We start from the raw sequence: 21445 nt of genomic DNA, 5'->3' as shown, positions 1-21445 counted from the left end.
AACCCCAATCTCTGCTATAAGGAGTCTTGGGGTTTTTTCTTTAAAAGGGAAATAGAGGGTAAATGACGTACTTTTATGAGTCAGGGCGTATAAGGAGGCGGAACATGTGGCGCCATTCACCATGATGGATATCAAACTGCTGTGTGGAGTCACGGCATTCAAAAGCGGGGAAGCGTACAACCAATCCGGCAGAGTGACCAATCTGCTCGTCAGTGAGGATGAGCGGCATTATGAGGCACTGGTCCGAGGTACAGAACGATATAAAGTGACGGTTAATCTGGATGAAGCCGGAGAGATAGAGGCCGTTTGTAACTGTCCCGATGAAGGGAACTATTATGACCATTGCAAACATGTGGCTGCTGTTTTGCTGGCGATCCATGAATGGGGCGAACAACGGAAAAGCAAGATTGTAAGTGGGAAAGAAGGAACTACAGGAACTGGCAAAGAAGGCCAAATGAATCCCTCTAAACCTGGCTCTCAAACGAAGACGAGCCCGGTATCCAAATCAGGACGTGGCTCCAGCTCCAGAGTGGGGACGCTGGTGGAAGAGAAGGAGTGGGAGCGCCCAAACTCCATTTCAAACAACGGTTCAGTTATGAATGTGGACTCTCAATCGACTTCATCTGCTCACGCCTTTGTAACGGAGCCTTTGCCTTCCGATTCCAAACTGCATGACCATTCGGCTGTGGATCGTCCATTCGTGCATTTCGCTCAAGCAGGTCGGCCGAGCTCTGCCCAAGGATGGGGCAAATCAGCAGATAAACCTTCTTATCGCACAGCCGATCAAATCCTGTCCATGTTTGCCAGGGAACGTAGCCCCCTGCATGCAAATGAACGTAAATACACCGCACCAGTCTTGCGCTCGTCCCCGCAGGAAGAGCTCCAGCTCCAGTTTATATGCAAGCTAGTGCAGGTTCACAAAGGCGGAGCCAAACTCGCGCTCGAACTGAAGGTGGGCCATAAACGCCTGTATGTAGTACAGAAAGTAAAGCAGTTTCTGAGTTGTATTGAGAAGGGCGAACCGATGGCGTTTACCAAGCTGTTTTTCTACGACCCTTCAATGCATTATTTTAGCCCCCAGGATCAGGCGATCCTGTCTATGCTTATTCGGATGAGGCAGAGTGAAGAGGCGTACCGCGAGTCGATCTCGGGTTACTTGGGAGCTTCGGACGGAAGAGATATATTGATTGCTCCTCTGGTTTGGAAACCTCTGCTGGATTTGCTGCTTCAGGCAGATAGCCGGATGGAGGGAACGGGATTCGCGAACGGACCACTCGCCTTGGGTGAGGGTGCACTGCCTTTATTTTACCGTATTGCACAGGGCGCCAATGAAGGGTATCAGCTTGAAATTTCCGGATTGCGTGAGCTGATTCTACTTCCGGCCTACGACGCTGCTGTTGTGGAAGGACAATTGCATATATTGGAACCGATGCAGATGCGAAGTCTGGAAGATCTGAGTAGAGCGCTCACTTCATATGGAATTAAGGAAAGTATCGATATTTCTGCTCAGCAGGTAGATGAATTTGTACAGCATGTGGTGCCGGAGCTGCGCACGCTTGGACATCTGTCTATTGATTCCCAGGTACGCGAACAGATTGCAGAGCCTGAACTTGCACCGAAGTTATACATTGACTTTTACCGTGAACGAATTACAGCGCGTTTAGAATTTGATTATAGTGTTATGGTGATTAATCCACTTGCCGAATACTTGATCGATGAGGAAGAGAAAAAGGTAATTTTGGTGCGTGACCGCCATGCGGAGCGGAACCTGATCGATCGATTAGATCGCTCTTTCCTGGAACGGGATGGTAGCGTATGGGCGAGTGAACGAGAAGATGCGATATATGATGTGATGTATCATTTGCTGCCTGAGCTTGAGAAACAGGTGGATATCTATATTCCGAATGCGGTGAAGGCCATGGTGCAATCCTATCCGACACCTCCAAAAGTCCGGGCAGATCTGGGTAAGGGGTTGGACTGGCTGGAGATCTCATTCGAGATGGAAGGTGTAGACGAGCTGGAGCTTCAGGAAATGATGCGCAGCATTGTGGAAAAGAAACCGTATTTCCGTTTGCGCAGTGGTGTCTTTCTCTCTCTTGAAAATGAAGGGGCAGACAGCTTTGCTCACATGGCAGATTCGCTTGGACTTGCAGCGGACGATATCAAGAGCAGTCATATTCGGCTACCGGCGGTTCGAGCGTTGCAGCTTCCTGGCCGGGACGAGGTTTCGGGACATGTGAAATGGGGAGGTTCCCTGAAACGTTTCCTGGATGATCTTCGTGATCCCGAACGAATGGATTTTGCATTGCCAGATGCTCTTGCTCCTGTGTTGCGTGATTATCAGGCCAGTGGATACCAGTGGCTGCGTACACTTGCATTTTACCGATTTGGCGGCATTTTGGCCGATGATATGGGGCTTGGCAAAACGCTGCAAAGTATCGCTTATATTGCAGCTGAACTGAAAGAAAAGCCGATTTTAAACGGAGGTTATGACGGCGTAGATGTTTATGGGAAGAACGTATTACGGGCAGAGGGACTTTCAGATGCTGCTTATTCTGGAATTGATCCTGTAACCGGGCTGCCATTGAATGAGGCGCCTTTGGAAGGGGTTGGGAGTCTCTTTACTGCCTCAGGTACATTACAGGATGGATTATCAATCCGAAGCCGCGCTGTCCATCCTCCGGTACTTGTCGTAGCGCCTGCTTCGTTGACCTACAACTGGGCCAATGAATTTGCCCGATTTGCTCCGCATTTGCGAGTCCTCATTGCAGCGGGTCAAAAAGACGAACGAGCCAGTATGCTCGAAGGTATGGATGACGCAGACGTTATTGTGACTTCCTACCCGCTATTGCGCCGCGATCTGGACACATATCTCGGAAGAACGTTTCATACGCTTATTTTGGATGAAGCCCAGGCGATCAAGAATTCTTCTTCCCAGACAGCTCAGGCCGTTAAACAGATTCAGGCACCACGTCGCTTCGCTCTTACAGGAACACCTGTGGAGAACTCATTGGATGAGCTGTGGTCGATCTTTGAAGCGATTTTTCCAGGACTGTTCCCAAGCTATCGCAGATTCCGGGATCTGCCACCTGAGCGAATCGCACGAATGGTCCGTCCGTTTATTCTCCGTCGTCTGAAGAAAGATGTGCTGGAGGAATTGCCGGATCGTATTGAAACGGTACAGCGCTCCGAGCTAACAGTTGAGCAGAAAAAACTGTATGCTGCCTACCTGACCCAGCTTCAGGATGAGACATCCAGGGATATGGAAGAGAATGGTTTTCAGAAGAACCGCATCAAAATTCTGGCTGGCATTACACGCCTGCGCCAATTGTGCTGTCATCCAGCCCTTTTTGTGGAAGGTTATCAGGGAGATTCCGGGAAAATGGAACAACTACTGGAGACGGTTCAGGATTGTCTGGCTGCTGGCAAACGTATTCTCATCTTCTCCCAGTTCGCAAGCATGCTGAATCTGATCCGACAGACGTTGGCAGCGCAGGGAAGAGATTTGTTCTACCTGGATGGTCAGACACCTGCACAGAGTCGGGTGGATATGTGCCACAGATTCAATGAGGGTGAGGCTGAGTTGTTCCTGATCTCCTTGAAAGCTGGCGGTACCGGATTGAACTTAACGGGTGCAGATACGGTTATTTTATATGATTTGTGGTGGAATCCCGCCGTGGAAGAACAGGCCATCGGACGCGCCCATCGGATGGGACAGAAACAAGTGGTACAGGTTATTCGTCTCGTTACGGAAGGTACCATTGAGGAGAAGATTCTGGAGCTGCAGCAGCGCAAAAAAGATTTGATTGCCGAAGTGATTGAACCGGGGGATGGGGGATCGACCACCTTATCCGAGCAGGATATCCGGGAGCTGTTGATGGTATAATGAAGTCTAGCCAAATTAGTCTACGATTCATCTAATATATAATTATTTCTCCACCAGAAGGGGCGGATCTAGCGTGCGTATTCGCAAAGCAATTATTCCAGCGGCCGGGCTCGGTACCCGGTTTCTGCCTGCCACGAAGGCGATGCCCAAGGAAATGCTGCCCATCGTTGATAAGCCGACGATACAGTACATTATTGAAGAAGCTGTGGCTTCAGGCATTGAGGATATCATTATCGTAACAGGTAAAGGTAAACGGGCCATCGAGGATCATTTTGACTATTCATTTGAGCTGGAGCAGAACCTGGCTGGTAAACAGAAATGGGATCTGCTGAATGAAGTTCGCAAGCCCTCTGAGATGGCAGACATCCATTATATCCGTCAAAAAGAACCCAAGGGTCTTGGACACGCTATCTGGTGTGCCCGCAAGTTTATTGGGGATGAGCCTTTTGCTGTTCTGCTTGGGGACGATATCGTAGAGGCAGAAACGCCTTGCCTGCAGCAGATGATCGAAGTGTTCGACGAATACCAATCCCCAATCGTAGGTGTGCAGCCGGTAGATTGGAAGGAGGTATCCCGCTACGGGATTGTGGACGGTGAGCAGATTCTAAAAACCGATGAACGAGTATTCCGATCGAAGCGTTTGGTTGAAAAGCCAAAGCCTGAAGATGCTCCTTCGAATCTGGCCATTATGGGGCGATATATTCTTACCCCAGACATATTTGAGATCCTTGGCCAGCAATCGGCAGGTGTTGGTGGAGAAATCCAGTTAACGGATGCCTTGTCCCGTCTGAATGAACAGAGAAGGATATTGGCGTACCACTTTGACGGCCTTCGTCATGATGTGGGAGAGAAACTGGGCTTTATTGAGACAACGATTCATTATGCGCTTCAGCATGATGATCTACGGGAAGATTTGTTGAACTATTTAAAGAAAGTTGTTTCATCGAATTAATTGCAAAGTATAGGAATTAGGTTTCAAAGCAAAAAAAGGTCTGCCTTTGCTTAAAATGTACCCCTTGTAAAGGACAATTAAAAAAAGGTTAGGCCACCTCAAGCTGCTGCCTGTAACGCGCAGGCGGCAGCTTCTTTAAGTTCCATTGACCTCGATAATGATTGTAATAGATCATGTAGCTTTTCACTTCTTGCGTAACTTCTTCCAAAGTCATACACGTTTTGAAATTCGTTTCATCTTTAAAATGCCCAAAGAATGATTCTTGTGGAGCGTTATCCCAACAGTTTCCTCTACGTGACATGGATTGACTTAGCCCCATTTCTTTCACAAGCTTTTGGAACTTCGGATTGGTGTAGTGAAATCCTTGATCCGAATGAATCAAGGCATCCGAGGTGAGATGGCGATGTTTCTTGAGTTGTTTCAACGTGTCGATCGCAATGTCCAAACCAAGTGAAGCAGAGACTTCATAGGCTAAAATTTCATTCGTTTCGGCGTCTTTTATCGTGGACAGATAGGCCCGCTTGTTTTTCCCATAGGTTAAATACGTGATGTCGGTTAAGAGAACTTGACCGGCGACCCCTGGCTTAAAGGCTCGCTTTAACGTGTTGGGACAGGTTCGATGCTCTTGAGTGGCTTTGGCCATACGTCGTGCAGGATTGGCTTTTCGAATCGGACAAACGATGTTGTACTTTTGCATGACTCGACGGATACGCTTGAGGTTGTATGTAACTCCATATTGGTTCTCCAGCGTCATTTTGATTTGACGAGCTCCCTTCTTCCTTCCCCGGTAACGGTAGGCTTTCAGAAGAATCGCTTTGACGTTTTCATCGTTTTGTTCCTGTTTTTGACGATGTAATTGAGCATTTTCACTACGATATCGATAGTAGCCCGAACGTGAGACCCCGGCGATTTCACATAGAACATGCACCTTTCGCTGGAGAGGGTATGCCCTCATCATCTGTTGAATCAGTTCGAATTTTTGCCACGTACTTAATTGAATTTCTTTTTTCTCATCTGCCTTTCGAGTTGATCGAGCTTTTTTAAGAATTCATTCTCCGCTTCAAGCCATTTCATTTTCGCTTCTAAACGGGCATATTTTTCTTCGAGACTTAATTCGCGGGTCAGAGGACGTCCTGAGGCGTGTTTTCTAGCGTCTGTTAATCCTGCAGGTCCTTGTTCCTGAAAAGCCGCACGCCATCGATTGGAAGCCTTTCGAATCCGGGTTGCCCCCAAAACGTCAATGGCAAAGCCCGCCTCCTGAAAAATCTCACTTGGAAACTTACCTTGATTATACTCTTGAATAAATCGTTCTTTAAAAGCATCCGTATATGTAATGGCTTTAGCACTGACATTTTTCACATAGGGATTTGTTCTTAACTGAGCTTGCTCTTGAGTTGTAAATAACTTTTTAGACATCCACTTTGACCACCGCTCGTTTTTTATTCATTGTACACAAAAAAGACCCTATAAGATGACCTTTTTAAAGTGTCCATCTTATAGGGTACATTTTAGCTGAAGGCAAACCTTTTTGCTGTGTATAAAAATTGTGATGATATGAAACTATTAACTATAAAACATATTAAAAATTTAATTCTGAGATCTTTTTAATTTCATCTGCCTCGGTCGGTGCAACAGCAATCAGTTTATCATATACAGCTTGATCCTGTTGTCCTTCCTTCGCCAGCACGGCAAGATACCACCTTGCAATTTCACGGTTGGTTGCATCGGTTAGATCCTCCGCTATCCCGCCTTTCAGGATGGCAGCGGCTCCGGCCGCGTCGTTTAACATATATTTCATTTTCCCTGAATTGAGGATCATCGTTGGAGTCAGCTCAAAAGCTTCTCCCTGCATTTGTCCTTCAGGCAGAGTCTTCAGATGTGCAATTCCGTCTACAACGTGCTGATAAGCATCCAGACCCGAAGCGAAGTACGATTCTTTCTTAGCTGTATCCCCTTGTCCAACTGCCTGATACCCAAGATCGAAGGATCGACTGATCAACTGTTCATACCAGCTCATATCCCAGGCATAATTGTCGGCGTACTCTTTTTGGAGAGTATAGGCTTGGTCAGCCTCACCCTTCAATTCGTACAGACTGATGAGTTGCTTCACCATGCTCTTATTGAATGGCTCTGCTTCAAGACCACGCTGGAGCAATTGAACGGATGCAGTATAGAACTGATCATCCTTTGTCTGTTCATAGCCCTGTTGATAGAGGGAAGAAAGCATCAGTAATGAATCAAAATGTGTACTGCGAATAGATAAGTCCTTGTCCAGTGGAGCTTTGATCTCCTGAAAGTCCTGGCTAGTTTGAGCTACCTCTTTAGCTTTATAGGCATAATGATTGGCTTGTAGAAAACGAACAGATACAATTAGCAGAATGATTACAGCTACTCCTGCAATCACACTGTAGATTCCTCGTGCTGTAGAGTCACTAAGCTTCAAGCGACGCATCGGCTTAGGATCCATCGCAGCAGCCATTCCACCGAGACCAAGGAAAACAAGAATTCCAATAAAGACATAACTCATATTGAAATCAAGGATACTTAGTACCAGAATGGACATGGACAGAATGAAGTACACGAAATGAGATTCGCGTTCTTCCTCACTCCTTACTACATAGGCACGAACATATTGATAGAAAACAAAGAGAATGAATGCCATAAACACAACAAATCCAATAATCCCAACCTCAACCAGGTATTGCATGAAGAAGTTGTGGGCCTGAGCACTGATATAAGGATTGTTCTGGTATTTTTCATACAAAGAGGTCCACGCACCACCGCCTGCTCCAATTATTGGATAGTCAGCGACGAGCTTCATGGCATCTTTATAAAAGGTAATCCGCTCCAGCACACTGTGCTGTTGGAAATTGATATTTTCAAGCCGGGTACTAATGCTGTCTGGCAAAATGTTGCGCACGCTGGTACCGAGCAGAAGCACGGCAACAATGACGGTGAGAACGACGGAGCCTAGTGGAATCCATAAACTGGATCCTTTCCGATCTGACCAGGATTGAAGCTTGCCTTCAAGGCGAGGCGCAACCCAGCGCTGGATAACCCAACATAACAATGTCACAACTACGGATGCAGCAATCAGGTAAATCCAACCCTTGGCTGCGAGTGAGCCAGAGTATTGCTTTTGTAATTCCAGTCCAGCTGTATTTATCGGATTTAAAACGATAATTGTACCGATTCCTGCTACTCCACAATAGATAAACCACAAAATTTGCTTTGCAGGTTTCAACAGGAGCAACAAAATGACAAACACAATTGGCAGCATGACAAGCCCCGTACGGGAGAGCGTCAGCAGCAACGACAGGATGATTGGCACAAGCATAAATCCATGAAGTAGCTGCATGTACACTTTTTTGGAACGAATCATACTAAAAATGGTAATAAACAAAAATGGAATCAGAAAAGCGGCGTATGTATTGGGATACTGAAACACCGATGCAAGCCGTGGACCGTTGGAATCATTCCAGATGGCTTGGTTATAGACTCCATTCACGACACCGGCCGAGAACCACCCGACAAGCTTGCCTGCGAAACTGAAGGCCCCCAGCCAGTTTAACAACCCAAATCCGACAATAACATATGCAATTCCTATCAAGGAGGATTGTATGATATGATTGATTTTGTTGTTTTGGAGCAGGTACATAGCCATTACAAAGATCATTGCATACATGCATTGGATGAGGATCATGTTGACTGCCAAATATTCAGATGCTGCACTGATGAGTGACAGGACATAGGTAAGTGGCAACAATATCACCGCGATCTTAAGACAATCTTGCTGAGTTTCTAACTTAATCTGCTTGAAGTAGACAGCAACCCACATAGTGAATAGGAGGGTTGTAATTGCAATCGCCCAATAAATGGGTCCTTCAAATTGAAGCGTTTGTCCGTTAAATAACGCAACTTGGAAAGCGGACCAGAGTAAAAATAAGATGAGTCCTATGGTCAGAGTCCATTGCAGGGGCGAAGCCAAACCTGCAACTGCTTTGCTCGACGTTTTGATTTGTTTACCGTATACTGGATTCGACAAGGTTCGCAATCTCCTTTTCTTGTAGTTACTGTTAGTATTTTAACATAATAATTATTACAACTGTACAATTAATAACTTTTATTAACTATAAATAGCGTTATTTTTCCTAATCTCTTAAAAAATGGAATCATTTTTAATTATAGGAAAGTAATTTGTGGTCTTGATTTATATGATGAATTATCCTTACTCAATTATAAATTGGTAAATTTCATACAGATACAAAAAGGAATAAACCTGTATTCCAATTATAAATGGAGTGATGAGGAATAAATATTCATAGAATTATTAAATTGGTTTTCTAACATTTTAAAAAAGGAAAAATATACTATTTTGAGTATAGAAAAATAAAAATTACAAGCTTTTAGTAGTGTTGCGTATAAGAATGAATCTCTAATTCTTAAAGTTACATTAGATCACTTGAGTGAATTTGCAGATGGTATTATTTGGTGATGCAAGTACGGATAACACTTTTGAAATTTTAAAGAATTATGAGAAGTTTATTGCAGTAATTGGAAATTTACATTGGGAGAAAATCCTGAGGAACGACTAAAAAGTGAAACAGAACATCACAATGATCTTCTAAAGTTATCTTCATGTTATTTTCCTGAATGGATATTTTGCGTCGACGCTGATGAGCAATATATAGGGGGAATAAGAGAGTTTATAAACTCTAATGATTCTTAGAAGGTTGATATAGTTAAAATTCAACTGTTTGATGCCTATATAACCAAGGAGGACCAGCAGCCTTACGCACCTCCCGGCAACTGTTCAACTTCAGAAAATATTTCGTGCCTGAAAGAAGAGATATTGTTATGTTATGGAGACTAATGCAAGTATTAGATATAGAGGATTGGATTCATTGGATTCAAGAGAGCCTTCATTTACGGAAGACAGTAGTATAGTTACATTGTTTTATTGCCGACATTATGGGAAATCCCTGTCGATTCAGCATTGAGAAGAAACATGTGAGTATTATACTAATTATTTTCCATACGAATCTTATGGGAAATAAAGTGGAATGAAAGAAAAGGGAAGGCTGTTCATGAAAAATCAGATTTTGGTCGTCCTTTGTATAAATGGGGTGATGAGCTTTTTAGTAATGGAATTAATATTAAGCCATAGTTTAATTGCAGGCAAGAGGAATAGGGGGTTTGCGGGGAAATGTGGGAACAGAACATTTCACCTGTTATTGACATGCCCGCTTGAGGACGAGTATCCGTGTTGAAGTTGAAGTACACTTGAGCGAAGGCTCCGCCAGAAGAGCTTCACTCTTTACGGAATGGTCGTCAACATTGATGTCTAAATCCACCTGCTTTGAGCAGAGCAGGTGGTCATTTAATTTATTTTTGGCTAATCAGCAGGCTTGGAATAATACAGATTAATGATCTGGAAGATGCTATTACGTTTGCTGTCATCGGTGGACGCCTTTAATATGATTAAATTTTACAATCAGGGTGAAATTAATATTATGTCCAAAAAGTAAATTTGAATCTCAGGTATAATAGGGACCTGTTACTCGCTTGTTTTTATGTTTTAAATGAACCATTGTTTGCGTATGACTTTGCGTATAGCTTTATTTGAAAACGGATATCAAAGTAACAAGTTTAATAAATATATTTCAATCCTTGCATATACATTATTTTACCTGGGGTGGTCGGTTAGTTGCACACTTCTTTGGGCAGCTTTTTTGCTACTGGCAAAACCGATCTTTAATATCATGAATGCCATCATGATGGTGTTGCTGATAGGAACAATTTTGTATTTGGTGCGTTTAAGAATGATGAACAGTATGCAAGATGTGTATCTTTACTTGCGTAGTTATTTTGTGCTGGTTCGGACTGTCAAACTTCGGAGGAACTTCAATCTGGTTAATAGGCTCTGTCAACTACTTATGGACAACTGTATTTATTATGCTTTTTTATTCCCTTAAAGCTATCTGGTTGTAGAAAAGTCACTGCTGAAAGGTAATTGACTGATTGGTATGGTTTAAGTTTGGAAAATTACCCAAATGGTTCTATACAGGCGGCATAGGCGTCTTTCTTGGATTTGCAATTATGATTATTAACTCCGGACAATAAAAAACGATCTGAAGCGATCGATTATCATGCATCATTACTGCAAAGATTTAAAGAGTATGCCCATAATCTTAAAGGAGCGTTGATCGAGCAAAAGTATTTGCTGCTTATTCTGGCTATTCTGCTGGGTGTTAACATTTTTGCACCGATCTTTTTCAGAATGGAAAAAGGAAAATGTCTATTTTGGGATCCTTTTTATGTTTGTTGGCTGTATGAGCTTTTTTATAATGATTGCTTCCCCTATTTTCCTTATCAGAGCCTCTTATGGCGAGCGGTGCTACCTAAATTAAGTCTTTCAAAAAAGTAGATATTGGTCTTTGTGATGAAAAAGGAAATATCGCCAAGGTCTTACATTATATGATGTCCACCTATAAGATGATTGGATGATATCATGCGAAAGAAGTGATTAAGATTTTAACTCTTTTTAAAGAATTTTATAATTCCAGAGGTCTTGTTTTAAGATTGGCTAAAAATGATTTTTGGGTTAAATATGCCAATTCTCAACTTGGGATTTTGTGGGCTTTTGTCCAACCTTTGATGACGATTCTCGTATACTGGTTTATTTTCGAAATTGGATTCCGTGTAGTTCCGCTTGACAATATCCCGTATCTTTTATGGTTGATGTGTGGTCTTATTCCATGGTTCTTTTTTTCCGAGGCCCTTGGCAATTCGACCAACAGCTTGATTGAATACAGTTATTTGGTAAAAAAAGTTGTGTTTAAAGTCAGTATTTTACCAAGTATCAAAATTATTTCGGCTCTGTTTGTACACATATTTTTTATGGCTTTTTTATTGTATGTGTATTTCCTGTATGGTTATGAGCCGACTATCTATATTGTGCAACTGCTTTATTATCTTTTTGCACTTTGCTTTTTATTACTGGGCTTGTCTTACATTACGGCCTCCTGCGTCATTTTTTTTCGGGATTTGAACCAAATCGTGGCTATCATATTGCAATTTGGAATATGGCTGTCTCCTATTTTGTGGCAACCTTCTTTGTTTCCGGCCAAATATTTGACTTTATTGAAACTGAACCCTATGTATTACATTGTTGAAGGATACAGGGACTCGCTAGTAGGTGAAGTATGGTTCTGGCAAAAACCCGAGATGACGCTATACTTCTGGTGTGTTTCCTTTATCATTTTTGTGGTCGGAGCATTGTTCTACAAAAAATTAAAACCTCATTTTGCTGACGTTTTATAAGGATGGAGTGTTAAGATGAGTGCTGAAATTGTCATTGATGTAAAAAATATCAGCAAAGTATACAAATTATATGCCAAGCCTGCTGACCGGCTTAAAGAAGCATTGCATCCGATGAAAAAGAAATACCATAACGATTATGCTGCTCTTGACAATGTCTCATTTCAGGTCAGAAAAAAGGAAATTGTAGGTATACTCGGTACAAATGGTTCTGGTAAATCAACGATTCTAAAAATTATTACCGGGCTATTGAATCCAACGAATGGTACAGTGAGCGTTCTTGGTAAAATATCCGCGCTTTTGGAACTGGGTGCGGGGTTTAACCAGGAACTCACAGGTATTGAAAATATTTATTTGAACGGAAGCATGATGAATCTGAGCAAGGACGAGATTGATAAGAAGCTGCAGCAAATTCTCGACTTTGCTGATATTGGGGAATTTGTTTACCAGCCCGTAAAAACTTATTCAAGCGGTATGTTTGCCAGATTGGCATTTGCAGTAGCCATCAATGTTGAGCCGGATATATTGATTGTGGACGAGGCGCTGGCTGTAGGGGATATGTTTTTTCAGGAAAAATGTTATGAGAAAATGAAGGAAATGGTACAAAGCGGAGCTACCATTCTGTTTGTGAGTCACAGCTTAAGCGCGATCCGTAATTTTTGCAGTCGTGCAGTCTGGATTGAAAAAGGCATTCTGAGAGAAGTGGGACCAGCAGACGAAATTTGCGAAAAATACAAATATTTTATCGAACAAAAAGAGGCAAAAGAAGTTGTAAAGGCCGCGGATGTAGAAGAACCTACTGATGTGCCTGCCGATAAAGCTAGAAATAAGATTTTTGTGAAAAACTTTCAAATAAATAAAAACGTAATGGTTACCGGAGAAGATATTGTATTCACGATTGAACTCGGTTTCAGAGCCTCCGGCTTGAAATACGGGGTGGGATTGATCATTTATAATGAGCAAGGCGACATTGTCACTCTATTTAATACTGTTCGCGACGATATAAACTTAGAGCAGCCTTATTCCGTATTCAAAATCAAAGTGGAGAACAATGATTTTCTGGATGGACGATATTTCATTTCCGTTCATATCTCTGATGAAATGGTTATGTATCCGTATGATCGTAATGATTATATATCCGAATTTAGAGTATTGCCCAAGAAAAATCTGCGTGGATTGCCTGTTGCGGAAGGATTTTTTAGATGTAAGCATGAATGGGAGATACTGGAGTGATATGGCGCCAGTCAGAATAATTTAGAGAGTTTGGGTGTGTATGATGATCAAAAGAATGTTGCACTATGTTATTGTAATAATCGTCACGTTTGCTTTTGTATCTTCGGTATATGCTATACAAAATAGCAATCTGTTTGCATCGGAAGTGTCTAAGATCAAGACGATCAACCTGGGCACAAATCTGAATGTAAACTTTGGTGAAGTTACAGATGGCAAAGTAATTGAACAGTCCTTTTCTGCCAAGCAGGATGGTCTTACTAAAGTCGATCTGTTTTTTTCTACATTCAACAGGCAAAATGACAGTGAAACGCTGTTATCTCTATACGAAGCAGATACCAACCAATTAATAAGACAGGCAAAATTCAATAACGCTCAGGCCAAGGATAATGCATATAGCGAATTTTCCTTTGATCCTGTTGAGGATTCAAAAGGCAAGATGTATATTTTGAAGATAACTTCCAATACAAGCGATCGTTCTCAAGCAGTAACCTTTTGGAAGGACAATACCAGTCTGGCGGACGGGAATCTGTCATTCGCGGGGAAGCACCAGGAAGGCAGTCTGGTAGGCAAACTTATTTACCAGAATCAATTTACTATTATGGATATTATAATTAACGGTCTTTTCTTTAGTTTTCTGAATATTTTACTGTTTGAATTATTGCGATTCATAAAAAACAAGTAGGGGACAATTATGATTAATAAGTTCCGAGCAATCATGCGTGCAGTTCATCTGGTTCGCGATGAAGGAATAAAAAGCTTTATCAATAAGGTTCATGAAAAATGGTTTCGGCTATCTTTTTCAGAGCCTCCTTTTGTACCGTTGGCTGAACAGCAGCTTGAAGAGCAGAAAAATAAAATATTTGACACCCAACCCAAAATCAGTATTGTCGTTCCTGTTTATAATACCAATCCCCTGTTTTTGGAACAAATGATTGACTCTGTACTAAACCAGACCTATTTCAATTTTGAATTGTGCATATTTAATGGTGGGAGTACAGAGGGTGATGTTGAGGAAGTAATAAACCATTTTATGTCCAAAAGTGATAAAATAGTCTACGCGTGCTCGGAAACTAATTATGGAATCTCGGAAAATACTAATCGTGCAATGGCAATGGCAAAGGGAGAATATATAGGGTTGCTTGATCATGACGACTTGTTGACGCCAGATGCATTATTTGAATGCATTGATGCTATTAACAGATATGGTGCAGACGTCATTTATTCCGATGAAGACAAAATAGTCGGTGATACCGGGCAACATATCAGTGTCCACAAAAAACCGGACTGGTCTCCGGATACATTGCTAAGTTATAATTACATTTGTCATTTTTTGGTTTTTAAAGCTTCGTTGCTTCAGAGTACGGGACTATTTAATAGCCAATTCGATGGAAGCCAGGATTACGATTTTATTTTAAGATTGACTGAATGGGCAGAATTTATCCATCATATTCCAAAAGTTTTGTATCATTGGCGAATCAGCGAAAATTCCACAGCTGCCAGCTATTCAGCCAAGTCTTACGCTCTGCAGGCAGGAAAAAACGCCCTGCAGAATTATATGTCAAACCGAAACGAATCATTGACAGTGAATGAAGGCGCATTTCATGGCGCTTTTAATATAACTCCAGTTTTAAATGAGATACAGACAGCGGCTCTGTTTTGCCTGGGCAATTGGGGAAATACGCAGTCTATAGAAGAGTACTATGCCAGACTGAATATCTCTTCCGAATACCGACAGCTTGATGTAGTAATGATGAATTTCACTCCTTTTTATAAAGATGCAGACAGCATTGCTGAGCAGTCTTTATACTATAAAGTGTATGACTGCAGTGATAAAAATGTTGCTGAAGCATTAAATGGTTTATTCCAAACGAGCATTGCTGATTATATTGTCGTTTTGAATGCGGATATCCGTTTTCTGGCTGTTGATTGGTATAAGATTTTAATTGCAGAAGCTGCTGCTACCGAATCAGTTGTTATAGCTCCCAAAGTTTTGAACAAAAAAAATAAAATCAGCAGTTATGGACTTGCAGTTAACCAAAAAGGGGTCATAAATCTGCATCATAATATCAATTCCAGCTTTTTCGGTTATTTCGGTCGACTCAAAATTGCGCAAAATGTTACAGCAATCAGTCCTGAATTGTTCCTGTTGAAAAAAGATGCCTACAAATATTATGGAGATTTTGATGAAACCTATGCTACCGATTTGACCATTGTGGATTATTGCCTGCGTGTCAATATTCATTCCGGTCACGTAAAGCTGGTGAATCATGAGCTTTTATATACCCGACAACCCTATTCCTATTCATGGCCTGAAAATGAACTGGAAGTTATGCTAAAAAAATATAAAGGTTTTCTGCAAGATAGGGATCATTATTATCCCCTTGATTTTTTATATAAACCTGTAGACCTTTGAATATAATCTTTATTTTGATAGGAGCGCCTGGTCAAATGAGAATTTTATTTACTCTTCATGATTTACAATACAGTGGAGGGACGGAAACCTTCACTTACAGCCTCATCAAAGAATTTTTGCGACATAATCATGAAATCTTTCTTTATTCCACTCGAATTGGTCAGTTAGCGGACAAATATACCGAGATCGGTGTATTTGTCACAGATGAAATCGCTTCTTTACCTGATAATGTTGACATTATCCATGCCCAGCATCGTGCAGAAGCCATCTCCGTTTTTTATAAATATCCCTCTGTACCTATGATATTCACTTCGCATGGCATTATTCCATGGCAAGAGAAGCCAGTTTTTATTCCCTCAATTGTCAAGTATGTAGCGGTCAGTGAAGAAGTACAACAACATCTGATTCAAAACTGGGACATTCAAGAAGATCAAATATCTATTATCCGAAATGGAATCGATCAGACCCGGTTTCATCCTAGAACTCCTACCAACGAAAAACCCGAATCCATCTTATTGTTGTCTAATCGTTATACTCCTGATGTTAAAGAGATTTTGGAAGAAGCAGCCAACAAAGCAAGTATGAAGTTTAACATTGTTGGACAATCACACAACAACGTGTGGGACGTGGAAGATGAAATTTTGAATTCTGATGTGGTTGTTTCATTGGGACGTGGCATATTGGAAGCGATGAGTTGTGGAAGACTTCCTCTTGTGTTTGATTATAATGGTGGCGACGGTATTGTAACGCCTGATACTTATTATGATTTTCGTCAGAAGAATTTTTCTGGAAGAGTAAACAATGAAAAGTACACAGCTGATCAAATTATAGAATTAATTCAAAAATTCTACACGCGTGAGATTATTGAAGCCAATTTGGAACTTGCTGTTCATTTCCACGACATTAGAACCATTGCAGAACAGTATTTTGAGCTGTATAAACTTGGCGAGCAAAAAAGAGATAGTATCGTTACTATCGATCCGCGAATTATGGAGTATCTCATAGAAGGATATACTTTTGCTGGAAAAGAGATCGTACAGAAAGAGAAGAACTTGAAGTATTTACTGGAAGTTAAAAAAATCAATGAGGCAAATGAAGTCAGATTAAATGTAAGCCTGACAGAGATGCAAGCCGAGCAAGCAAAACTTATGCAAGAACGAGAAGAGGCAGTGAAGCAGCAGGCTCAATTAAAATCTGAACTGGGAAAGACTGAAGCAACTTTGATGCAAGCACGAGAAGAGGCAATGAAACAGCGGGCCCAATTAAAGTCTGAACTGGAAACGACTGAAACGGCTTTGAATCGCGATATTGTTAAATTAACACAGATGGCAACCAGCAAAGACATTCAAATTCAAAATCTGGAATTTGAAAGAGAAGGATTTCTTAATCAGCTGGATCAAAAAGAAAACAATACAAAATACTTGCTTGAACTCACAAGAGAAAAAGATAAGGAACTGGAAAGGATCTACAGTTCTCGTTCCTGGAAATTGATTACCAAAATCAAAAAATATAGAGGCTGGGTCAAAAAAGGCATAGCTAATCCAGAATGGGTAATCAAAAAAATGACAAATCGGAATCAGCCACTTCCCGCTCCTATACCCATTAAAATTGATGTGGAGCACGAAGTTGGAGATACTCCTCAAATCAGTGTGGTTATTCCTGTATATGACCGAACAGATGTGTTACGACAAAGCATCGATTCGATTTTGAATCAAACGTATCAGAACTATGAATTGATCATCGTTTGTGATGGTTCTCCGGCTGAAACGTTGAAAATTGTGGATGAATATGTAGATCACGAGAAAGTTCGAATTTTCAAATATTATAATAACAGCGGTAATGCGGTACGGGGACGGAACAAAGCCATTCGTGAGGCACGCGGAGAATTTCTGGCTTTTCAGGATAGCGATGATATTGCAGAGCTGAATCGCTTGGAGATTTCGTTGAATTATATTAATGAATTTAAAGCAGATGTCGTTTATGGGGGCTGGCGAGCTCTTGTGGACGGATCGCGCATGATTGATATTAAGGATGGACAGGAAGTATTAAGTCCGGATTGCGGATATGATGAATTGCTCAAAATGTGTGTTCCTTGCCAAAGTACTGTAATGTTGAGACTAGATGCTGTCAGAGCGGTAGGCGGACTGAAAACAAAAATGCGTTATCGCGAGGATCATGAATTATGGCTTAGAATGGCTTATAAAGGCTATAAATTCAAATCAATTCCTTTGATGTTGACCAATCTTAGATTACACAGTAACAACCTGGAACTTTCGTTCAAAGACGATGATAATCGCTGGTTTAATCTGATGCTGGAAGAGCACAAAAACATTATAGAGATGAAACCTAAGATTGCCTATCTTATTCCTGGATGCGGTATATCGGGTGGTATCGCAGTAGTGTGTCAGCACGCCAACCGTTTGTTAAATCGTGGATATGATGTTTTGCTTATTACAGAGGATAATCATCGGGAAATTAATTGGTTCCCAAATCAAAAAGTTGAAATAATCGGAGTTGATGAAGCACCGGCCAATTTGGATATTCTTGTTGCAACAGGATGGAGTACTGCTTATACCATCGCCTATATTCCTGCAAAGAGAAAAGTATATTTTGTTCAATCCGATGAGAGCCGCTTTTATCCTGCAGGATCCATTGAAAGTCAAAAAGCATGGGATTCCTATAAATTTGATTACGAATATATGACCGAAGCCAAATGGATTCAAAAATGGCTCAAAGAAAAGTTTGGCCACAACGCTACCTATGTACCTAACGGATTGGATGAGAATATTATTTTCCAAACGGATCCAATTACAAAAAAAGGTGATAAAGTAAGGGTACTGCTTGAAGGACCAATTGATATTCCGTTTAAAGGCATGGAAGATGCTTTTAATGCTATTAATGATCTGGATTGTGAAGTATGGTGTGTAAGTTCAGCGGGCAAACCAAAAAAAGAATGGAAATGCGACGTATTCTTTGAAAAGGTGCCAATGAGCCAGATGAATCAAATCTACTCCAGTTGTGATATCCTCGTTAAACTGAGCCGGGTTGAAGGATTTTTTGGTCCACCTCTGGAAATGATGGCTTGCGGAGGAACCTGCGTAGTTGCAGATGTGACCGGTCATGATGAGTATATTGTCGATAACTACAACGCACTGGTCGTGAAGATCGGGGATGTCGAAGGCGCAAAGCAAGCTGTTAAAAAGCTTATCGAAGATACCGAGCTTAGACAGCGTCTGATCGCGAATGGCAGAAAGACAGCAGAAGAATGGAGATGGGAGCCGAGTATTGATACATTGGAAGAACTATATTATAAAAATCACAGTATTGGAAAGGTAGAGGTATGAGAGTACTAGTGACCGGAGGAGCTGGATTTATCGCTTCTCATATTGTTGACAGGTTGATTACTGAACAACATGAAGTATGCATCGTTGATAATTTGTCCACCGGAAAGCAAGAAAACATTAATCCTGCGGCTATATTTTATAATGTGGATATTCGCAGTCAACACGTATTGGAAGTGTTTGAGAACTTTAATCCGCAGATTGTAATACATCATGCTGCACAGATTAGTGTGGCGCATTCGGTTGCTGATCCTTCACAGGACGCATCGATTAATATTAGCGGAACGATCAACATTTTGGATTGTTGCTATAAAACCGGCGTACAAAAAATCATCTATGCTTCTTCAGCAGCTGTGTATGGCTATCCAGAAGAACTCCCTGTAAAAGAAAGTGCCAAGCTTTATCCGTTGTCACCTTATGGACTGTCCAAGTTAACACCTGAATTTTATATTCAGTTGTATTCCAATCTTCATGGTGTTAATTATACGATTTTGCGTTACAGCAACGCTTACGGCGAACGACAGGATCCTAAAGGTGAAGGCGGTGTAATTTCGATTTTTTTGGATAACCTTCTTTCCGGCAAGGAGATTCAAATTCACGGTGATGGCGATCAAACTCGCGATTTCATTTATGTCAAAGATATCGTGAACGCCAATATCGCGGCTCTTACCAGAGGGGAGAATTGCATTACTAATATCAGTACACAAACAGAAATTTCGGTGAAAGAATTATTTGAAACGATGTGTAACATACTGGGAATTGACGCTTCTTCCAAATATATGGGGGAGCGTGTAGGCGATATTAAATACAGCTCATTGAGCAATCAACAGGCTCATTCCATTCTTGGCTGGACTAGTCAGTATACTTTATATCAAGGGTTGAAAGAAACAATCAACTATTATCAGAGTATTTCTGTTAAATGAATGTTATAACTAACAGAAAATCGGGGGGATTTTTGATGAAAGGTATTATCTTAGCGGGTGGTACAGGCACTCGTCTGTACCCTCTTACCAAAGTTACCAACAAACACTTACTGCCGGTCGGTAAATATCCAATGATTTTTTACTCTGTTCACAAGCTGAAACATGCCGGAATTAACGATATTCTCATTGTTACCGGTAAAGACCATATGGGCGACGTAGTTAACCTTCTCGGCAGTGGACGTGAAATGGGCGTAACCTTTACATACAAGGTGCAGGATGAAGCTGGTGGAATCGCGCAGGCGCTTGATCTAGCTGAGCATTTTGTAGGCGATGACCAGATGGTTGTGATCCTCGGCGACAATGTATTTGAGGATGACATTGCTCCTTTCGTCGATAATTTCCGTAAGCAATCAATAGGGGCGAAGCTATTGTTACAAAAAGTTCATGACCCTCATCGTTTTGGCGTAGCGGAGCTGCAAGGAGACCGCATTGTTTCCATTGAAGAGAAGCCGAAAGAACCAAAGAGTGATTTTGCCGTTACAGGCATTTATATGTTTGACCATAAGGTGTTTGACATTGTTAAAACACTTAAACCATCTAACCGGGGCGAACTGGAAATCACAGACGTCAATAATGCATATATTGCTAACGGGACCCTTACGTTTGATATTCTTGAAGGCTGGTGGACAGATGCAGGTACACATGCATCTCTGGCTCGTGCCAATGAACTGGCACAGAATGTTATTTTTGGTGAGGGGTTTGGAAAGTTAAAGTTGTAGAGTAGAAAGGATGGTAGGTCCATTTGAAAATTACTCCTTCAAAGTTTATAGACGCCTATTTAATTGAGCCGATAGTTCATGGGGATCACCGTGGCTTTTTTATGGAAAGCTACAACGATCAGCTTATGAAGCAATATGGACTCAACTATCAATTCATACAAGATAATCAATCTCTATCCGCAGAACCTGGAGTGCTCCGTGGATTACACTACCAACTCAATCCTAAAGCGCAGACAAAGCTGATTCGCGTATTAACAGGTGCAATCTATGATGTCATCGTAGACATCCGTAAAGGATCGCCGACCTTTGGTGAATGGGAGGGCTTCATCCTAAGTGAGCACAATCACCGTCAGCTGCTGGTACCTAAAGGATTCGCCCACGGCTTCTGTACGTTGGTCCCGAATACCCAAGTCTTGTACAAAGTAGATGAATACTATTCCCCGGAGAACGATCGAGGCATATTATGGAGTGACCCGGCACTTGGAATTGATTGGCCTACGTCTAATCCGATTTTGTCAGAGAAGGACCAAAAGCATCCTTTGCTTCAAGATGCGGATATTAACTTCGATTTCGAAGTGAAGTAATTAGGAGGTTTCAA

The 21445-nt window shown here is 41.6% G+C and carries 13 protein-coding genes and 2 pseudogenes; 13 read left to right on the top strand and 2 right to left on the bottom strand.

Annotation, left to right across the window (positions count from 1 at the left end):
- Positions 1-121: 121 nt before the first annotated feature.
- From JNUCC31_RS34095 to galU, 3 genes and pseudogenes are all read left to right on the top strand, one after another.
- Positions 122-364, top strand: a pseudogene (locus JNUCC31_RS34095) (SWIM zinc finger family protein); the annotation flags it as partial.
- A gap of 90 nt (positions 365-454) precedes the next feature.
- Complete coding sequence (locus JNUCC31_RS11295; protein WP_416234432.1) at positions 455-3886, top strand: DEAD/DEAH box helicase; 3432 nt, start codon at positions 455-457, stop codon at positions 3884-3886.
- 73 nt (positions 3887-3959) lie between these two features.
- Positions 3960-4838, top strand: coding sequence for a UTP--glucose-1-phosphate uridylyltransferase GalU (galU, locus tag JNUCC31_RS11290; RefSeq protein ID WP_192271156.1), 879 nt, complete (start codon positions 3960-3962; stop codon positions 4836-4838).
- Positions 4839-4926: 88 nt separating this feature from the next.
- Here galU and JNUCC31_RS11285 read toward each other — a convergent pair.
- Positions 4927-6254 (bottom strand): IS3 family transposase gene (locus JNUCC31_RS11285; RefSeq protein ID WP_416234357.1). Its coding sequence is split into 2 segments (ribosomal slippage): positions 4927-5885 and positions 5885-6254, totalling 1329 coding nucleotides; the frame shifts between segments, so codons are not numbered across the junction.
- 163 nt (positions 6255-6417) lie between these two features.
- Positions 6418-8883 (bottom strand): O-antigen ligase family protein, encoded by a 2466-nt coding sequence (locus JNUCC31_RS11280; protein WP_192271154.1) that lies wholly within the window; start codon positions 8881-8883, stop codon positions 6418-6420.
- 1577 nt (positions 8884-10460) lie between these two features.
- Between JNUCC31_RS11280 and JNUCC31_RS34090 the strand changes: the two are divergent.
- From JNUCC31_RS34090 to rfbC, 10 genes and pseudogenes are all read left to right on the top strand, one after another.
- A pseudogene (locus tag JNUCC31_RS34090) lies at positions 10461-10829 on the top strand (DUF6056 family protein).
- A gap of 227 nt (positions 10830-11056) precedes the next feature.
- Positions 11057-11248: a DUF6056 family protein gene (locus JNUCC31_RS34085; RefSeq protein ID WP_416234431.1), complete on the top strand. Its 192-nt coding sequence runs from the start codon at positions 11057-11059 to the stop codon at positions 11246-11248.
- Between the two features lie 112 nt (positions 11249-11360).
- Entirely contained in the window at positions 11361-12161 is an 801-nt protein-coding gene (locus JNUCC31_RS11275; protein WP_192271152.1) for an ABC transporter permease, read from the top strand.
- 15 nt (positions 12162-12176) lie between these two features.
- Positions 12177-13391 (top strand): ABC transporter ATP-binding protein, encoded by a 1215-nt coding sequence (locus JNUCC31_RS11270; RefSeq protein ID WP_192271150.1) that lies wholly within the window; start codon positions 12177-12179, stop codon positions 13389-13391.
- Between the two features lie 40 nt (positions 13392-13431).
- A complete protein-coding gene (locus JNUCC31_RS11265) occupies positions 13432-14073 on the top strand; it encodes a hypothetical protein (RefSeq protein WP_192271149.1) in 642 nt (213 codons plus the stop codon).
- Between the two features lie 9 nt (positions 14074-14082).
- On the top strand, positions 14083-15804 hold the full coding sequence (locus tag JNUCC31_RS11260) for a glycosyltransferase family 2 protein (protein ID WP_192271146.1): 1722 nt from the start codon (positions 14083-14085) through the stop codon (positions 15802-15804).
- 35 nt (positions 15805-15839) lie between these two features.
- A complete protein-coding gene (locus tag JNUCC31_RS11255) occupies positions 15840-19148 on the top strand; it encodes a glycosyltransferase (RefSeq protein ID WP_192271144.1) in 3309 nt (1102 codons plus the stop codon).
- Positions 19145-20068 carry an NAD-dependent epimerase/dehydratase family protein gene (locus JNUCC31_RS11250; protein WP_192271142.1) on the top strand — a complete coding sequence of 308 codons (924 nt, stop codon included), beginning with the start codon at positions 19145-19147 and terminating at the stop codon, positions 20066-20068. Before JNUCC31_RS11255 ends, JNUCC31_RS11250 begins: the two co-directional genes overlap by 4 nt.
- Positions 20069-20103: 35 nt before the next feature.
- On the top strand, positions 20104-20847 hold the full coding sequence (locus JNUCC31_RS11245) for a sugar phosphate nucleotidyltransferase (protein WP_192271140.1): 744 nt from the start codon (positions 20104-20106) through the stop codon (positions 20845-20847).
- Between the two features lie 23 nt (positions 20848-20870).
- Positions 20871-21431 carry a dTDP-4-dehydrorhamnose 3,5-epimerase gene (gene rfbC, locus JNUCC31_RS11240; RefSeq protein ID WP_192271137.1) on the top strand — a complete coding sequence of 187 codons (561 nt, stop codon included), beginning with the start codon at positions 20871-20873 and terminating at the stop codon, positions 21429-21431.
- Positions 21432-21445: the final 14 nt, after the last annotated feature.

Origin of the sequence: Paenibacillus sp. JNUCC-31 (genome assembly GCF_014844075.1) — a bacterium.
Lineage (GTDB): Bacteria > Bacillota > Bacilli > Paenibacillales > Paenibacillaceae > Paenibacillus.
The sequence above is the reverse complement of the archived record's forward strand: the minus strand, read 5'-3'. Positions and strand labels throughout refer to the sequence as shown.

Excerpts from the sequence above, each read along its gene's own strand:
- JNUCC31_RS11295 (WP_416234432.1), top strand. The coding sequence starts at position 455 with ATGAATCCCTCTAAACCTGGCTCTCAAACGAAGACGAGCCCGGTATCC.
- JNUCC31_RS11270 (WP_192271150.1), top strand. The coding sequence starts at position 12,177 with ATGAGTGCTGAAATTGTCATTGATGTAAAAAATATCAGCAAAGTATAC.
- JNUCC31_RS11265 (WP_192271149.1), top strand. The coding sequence starts at position 13,432 with ATGATGATCAAAAGAATGTTGCACTATGTTATTGTAATAATCGTCACG.
- JNUCC31_RS11260 (WP_192271146.1), top strand. The coding sequence starts at position 14,083 with ATGATTAATAAGTTCCGAGCAATCATGCGTGCAGTTCATCTGGTTCGC.
- JNUCC31_RS11255 (WP_192271144.1), top strand. The coding sequence starts at position 15,840 with ATGAGAATTTTATTTACTCTTCATGATTTACAATACAGTGGAGGGACG.
- JNUCC31_RS11250 (WP_192271142.1), top strand. The coding sequence starts at position 19,145 with ATGAGAGTACTAGTGACCGGAGGAGCTGGATTTATCGCTTCTCATATT.
- JNUCC31_RS11245 (WP_192271140.1), top strand. The coding sequence starts at position 20,104 with ATGAAAGGTATTATCTTAGCGGGTGGTACAGGCACTCGTCTGTACCCT.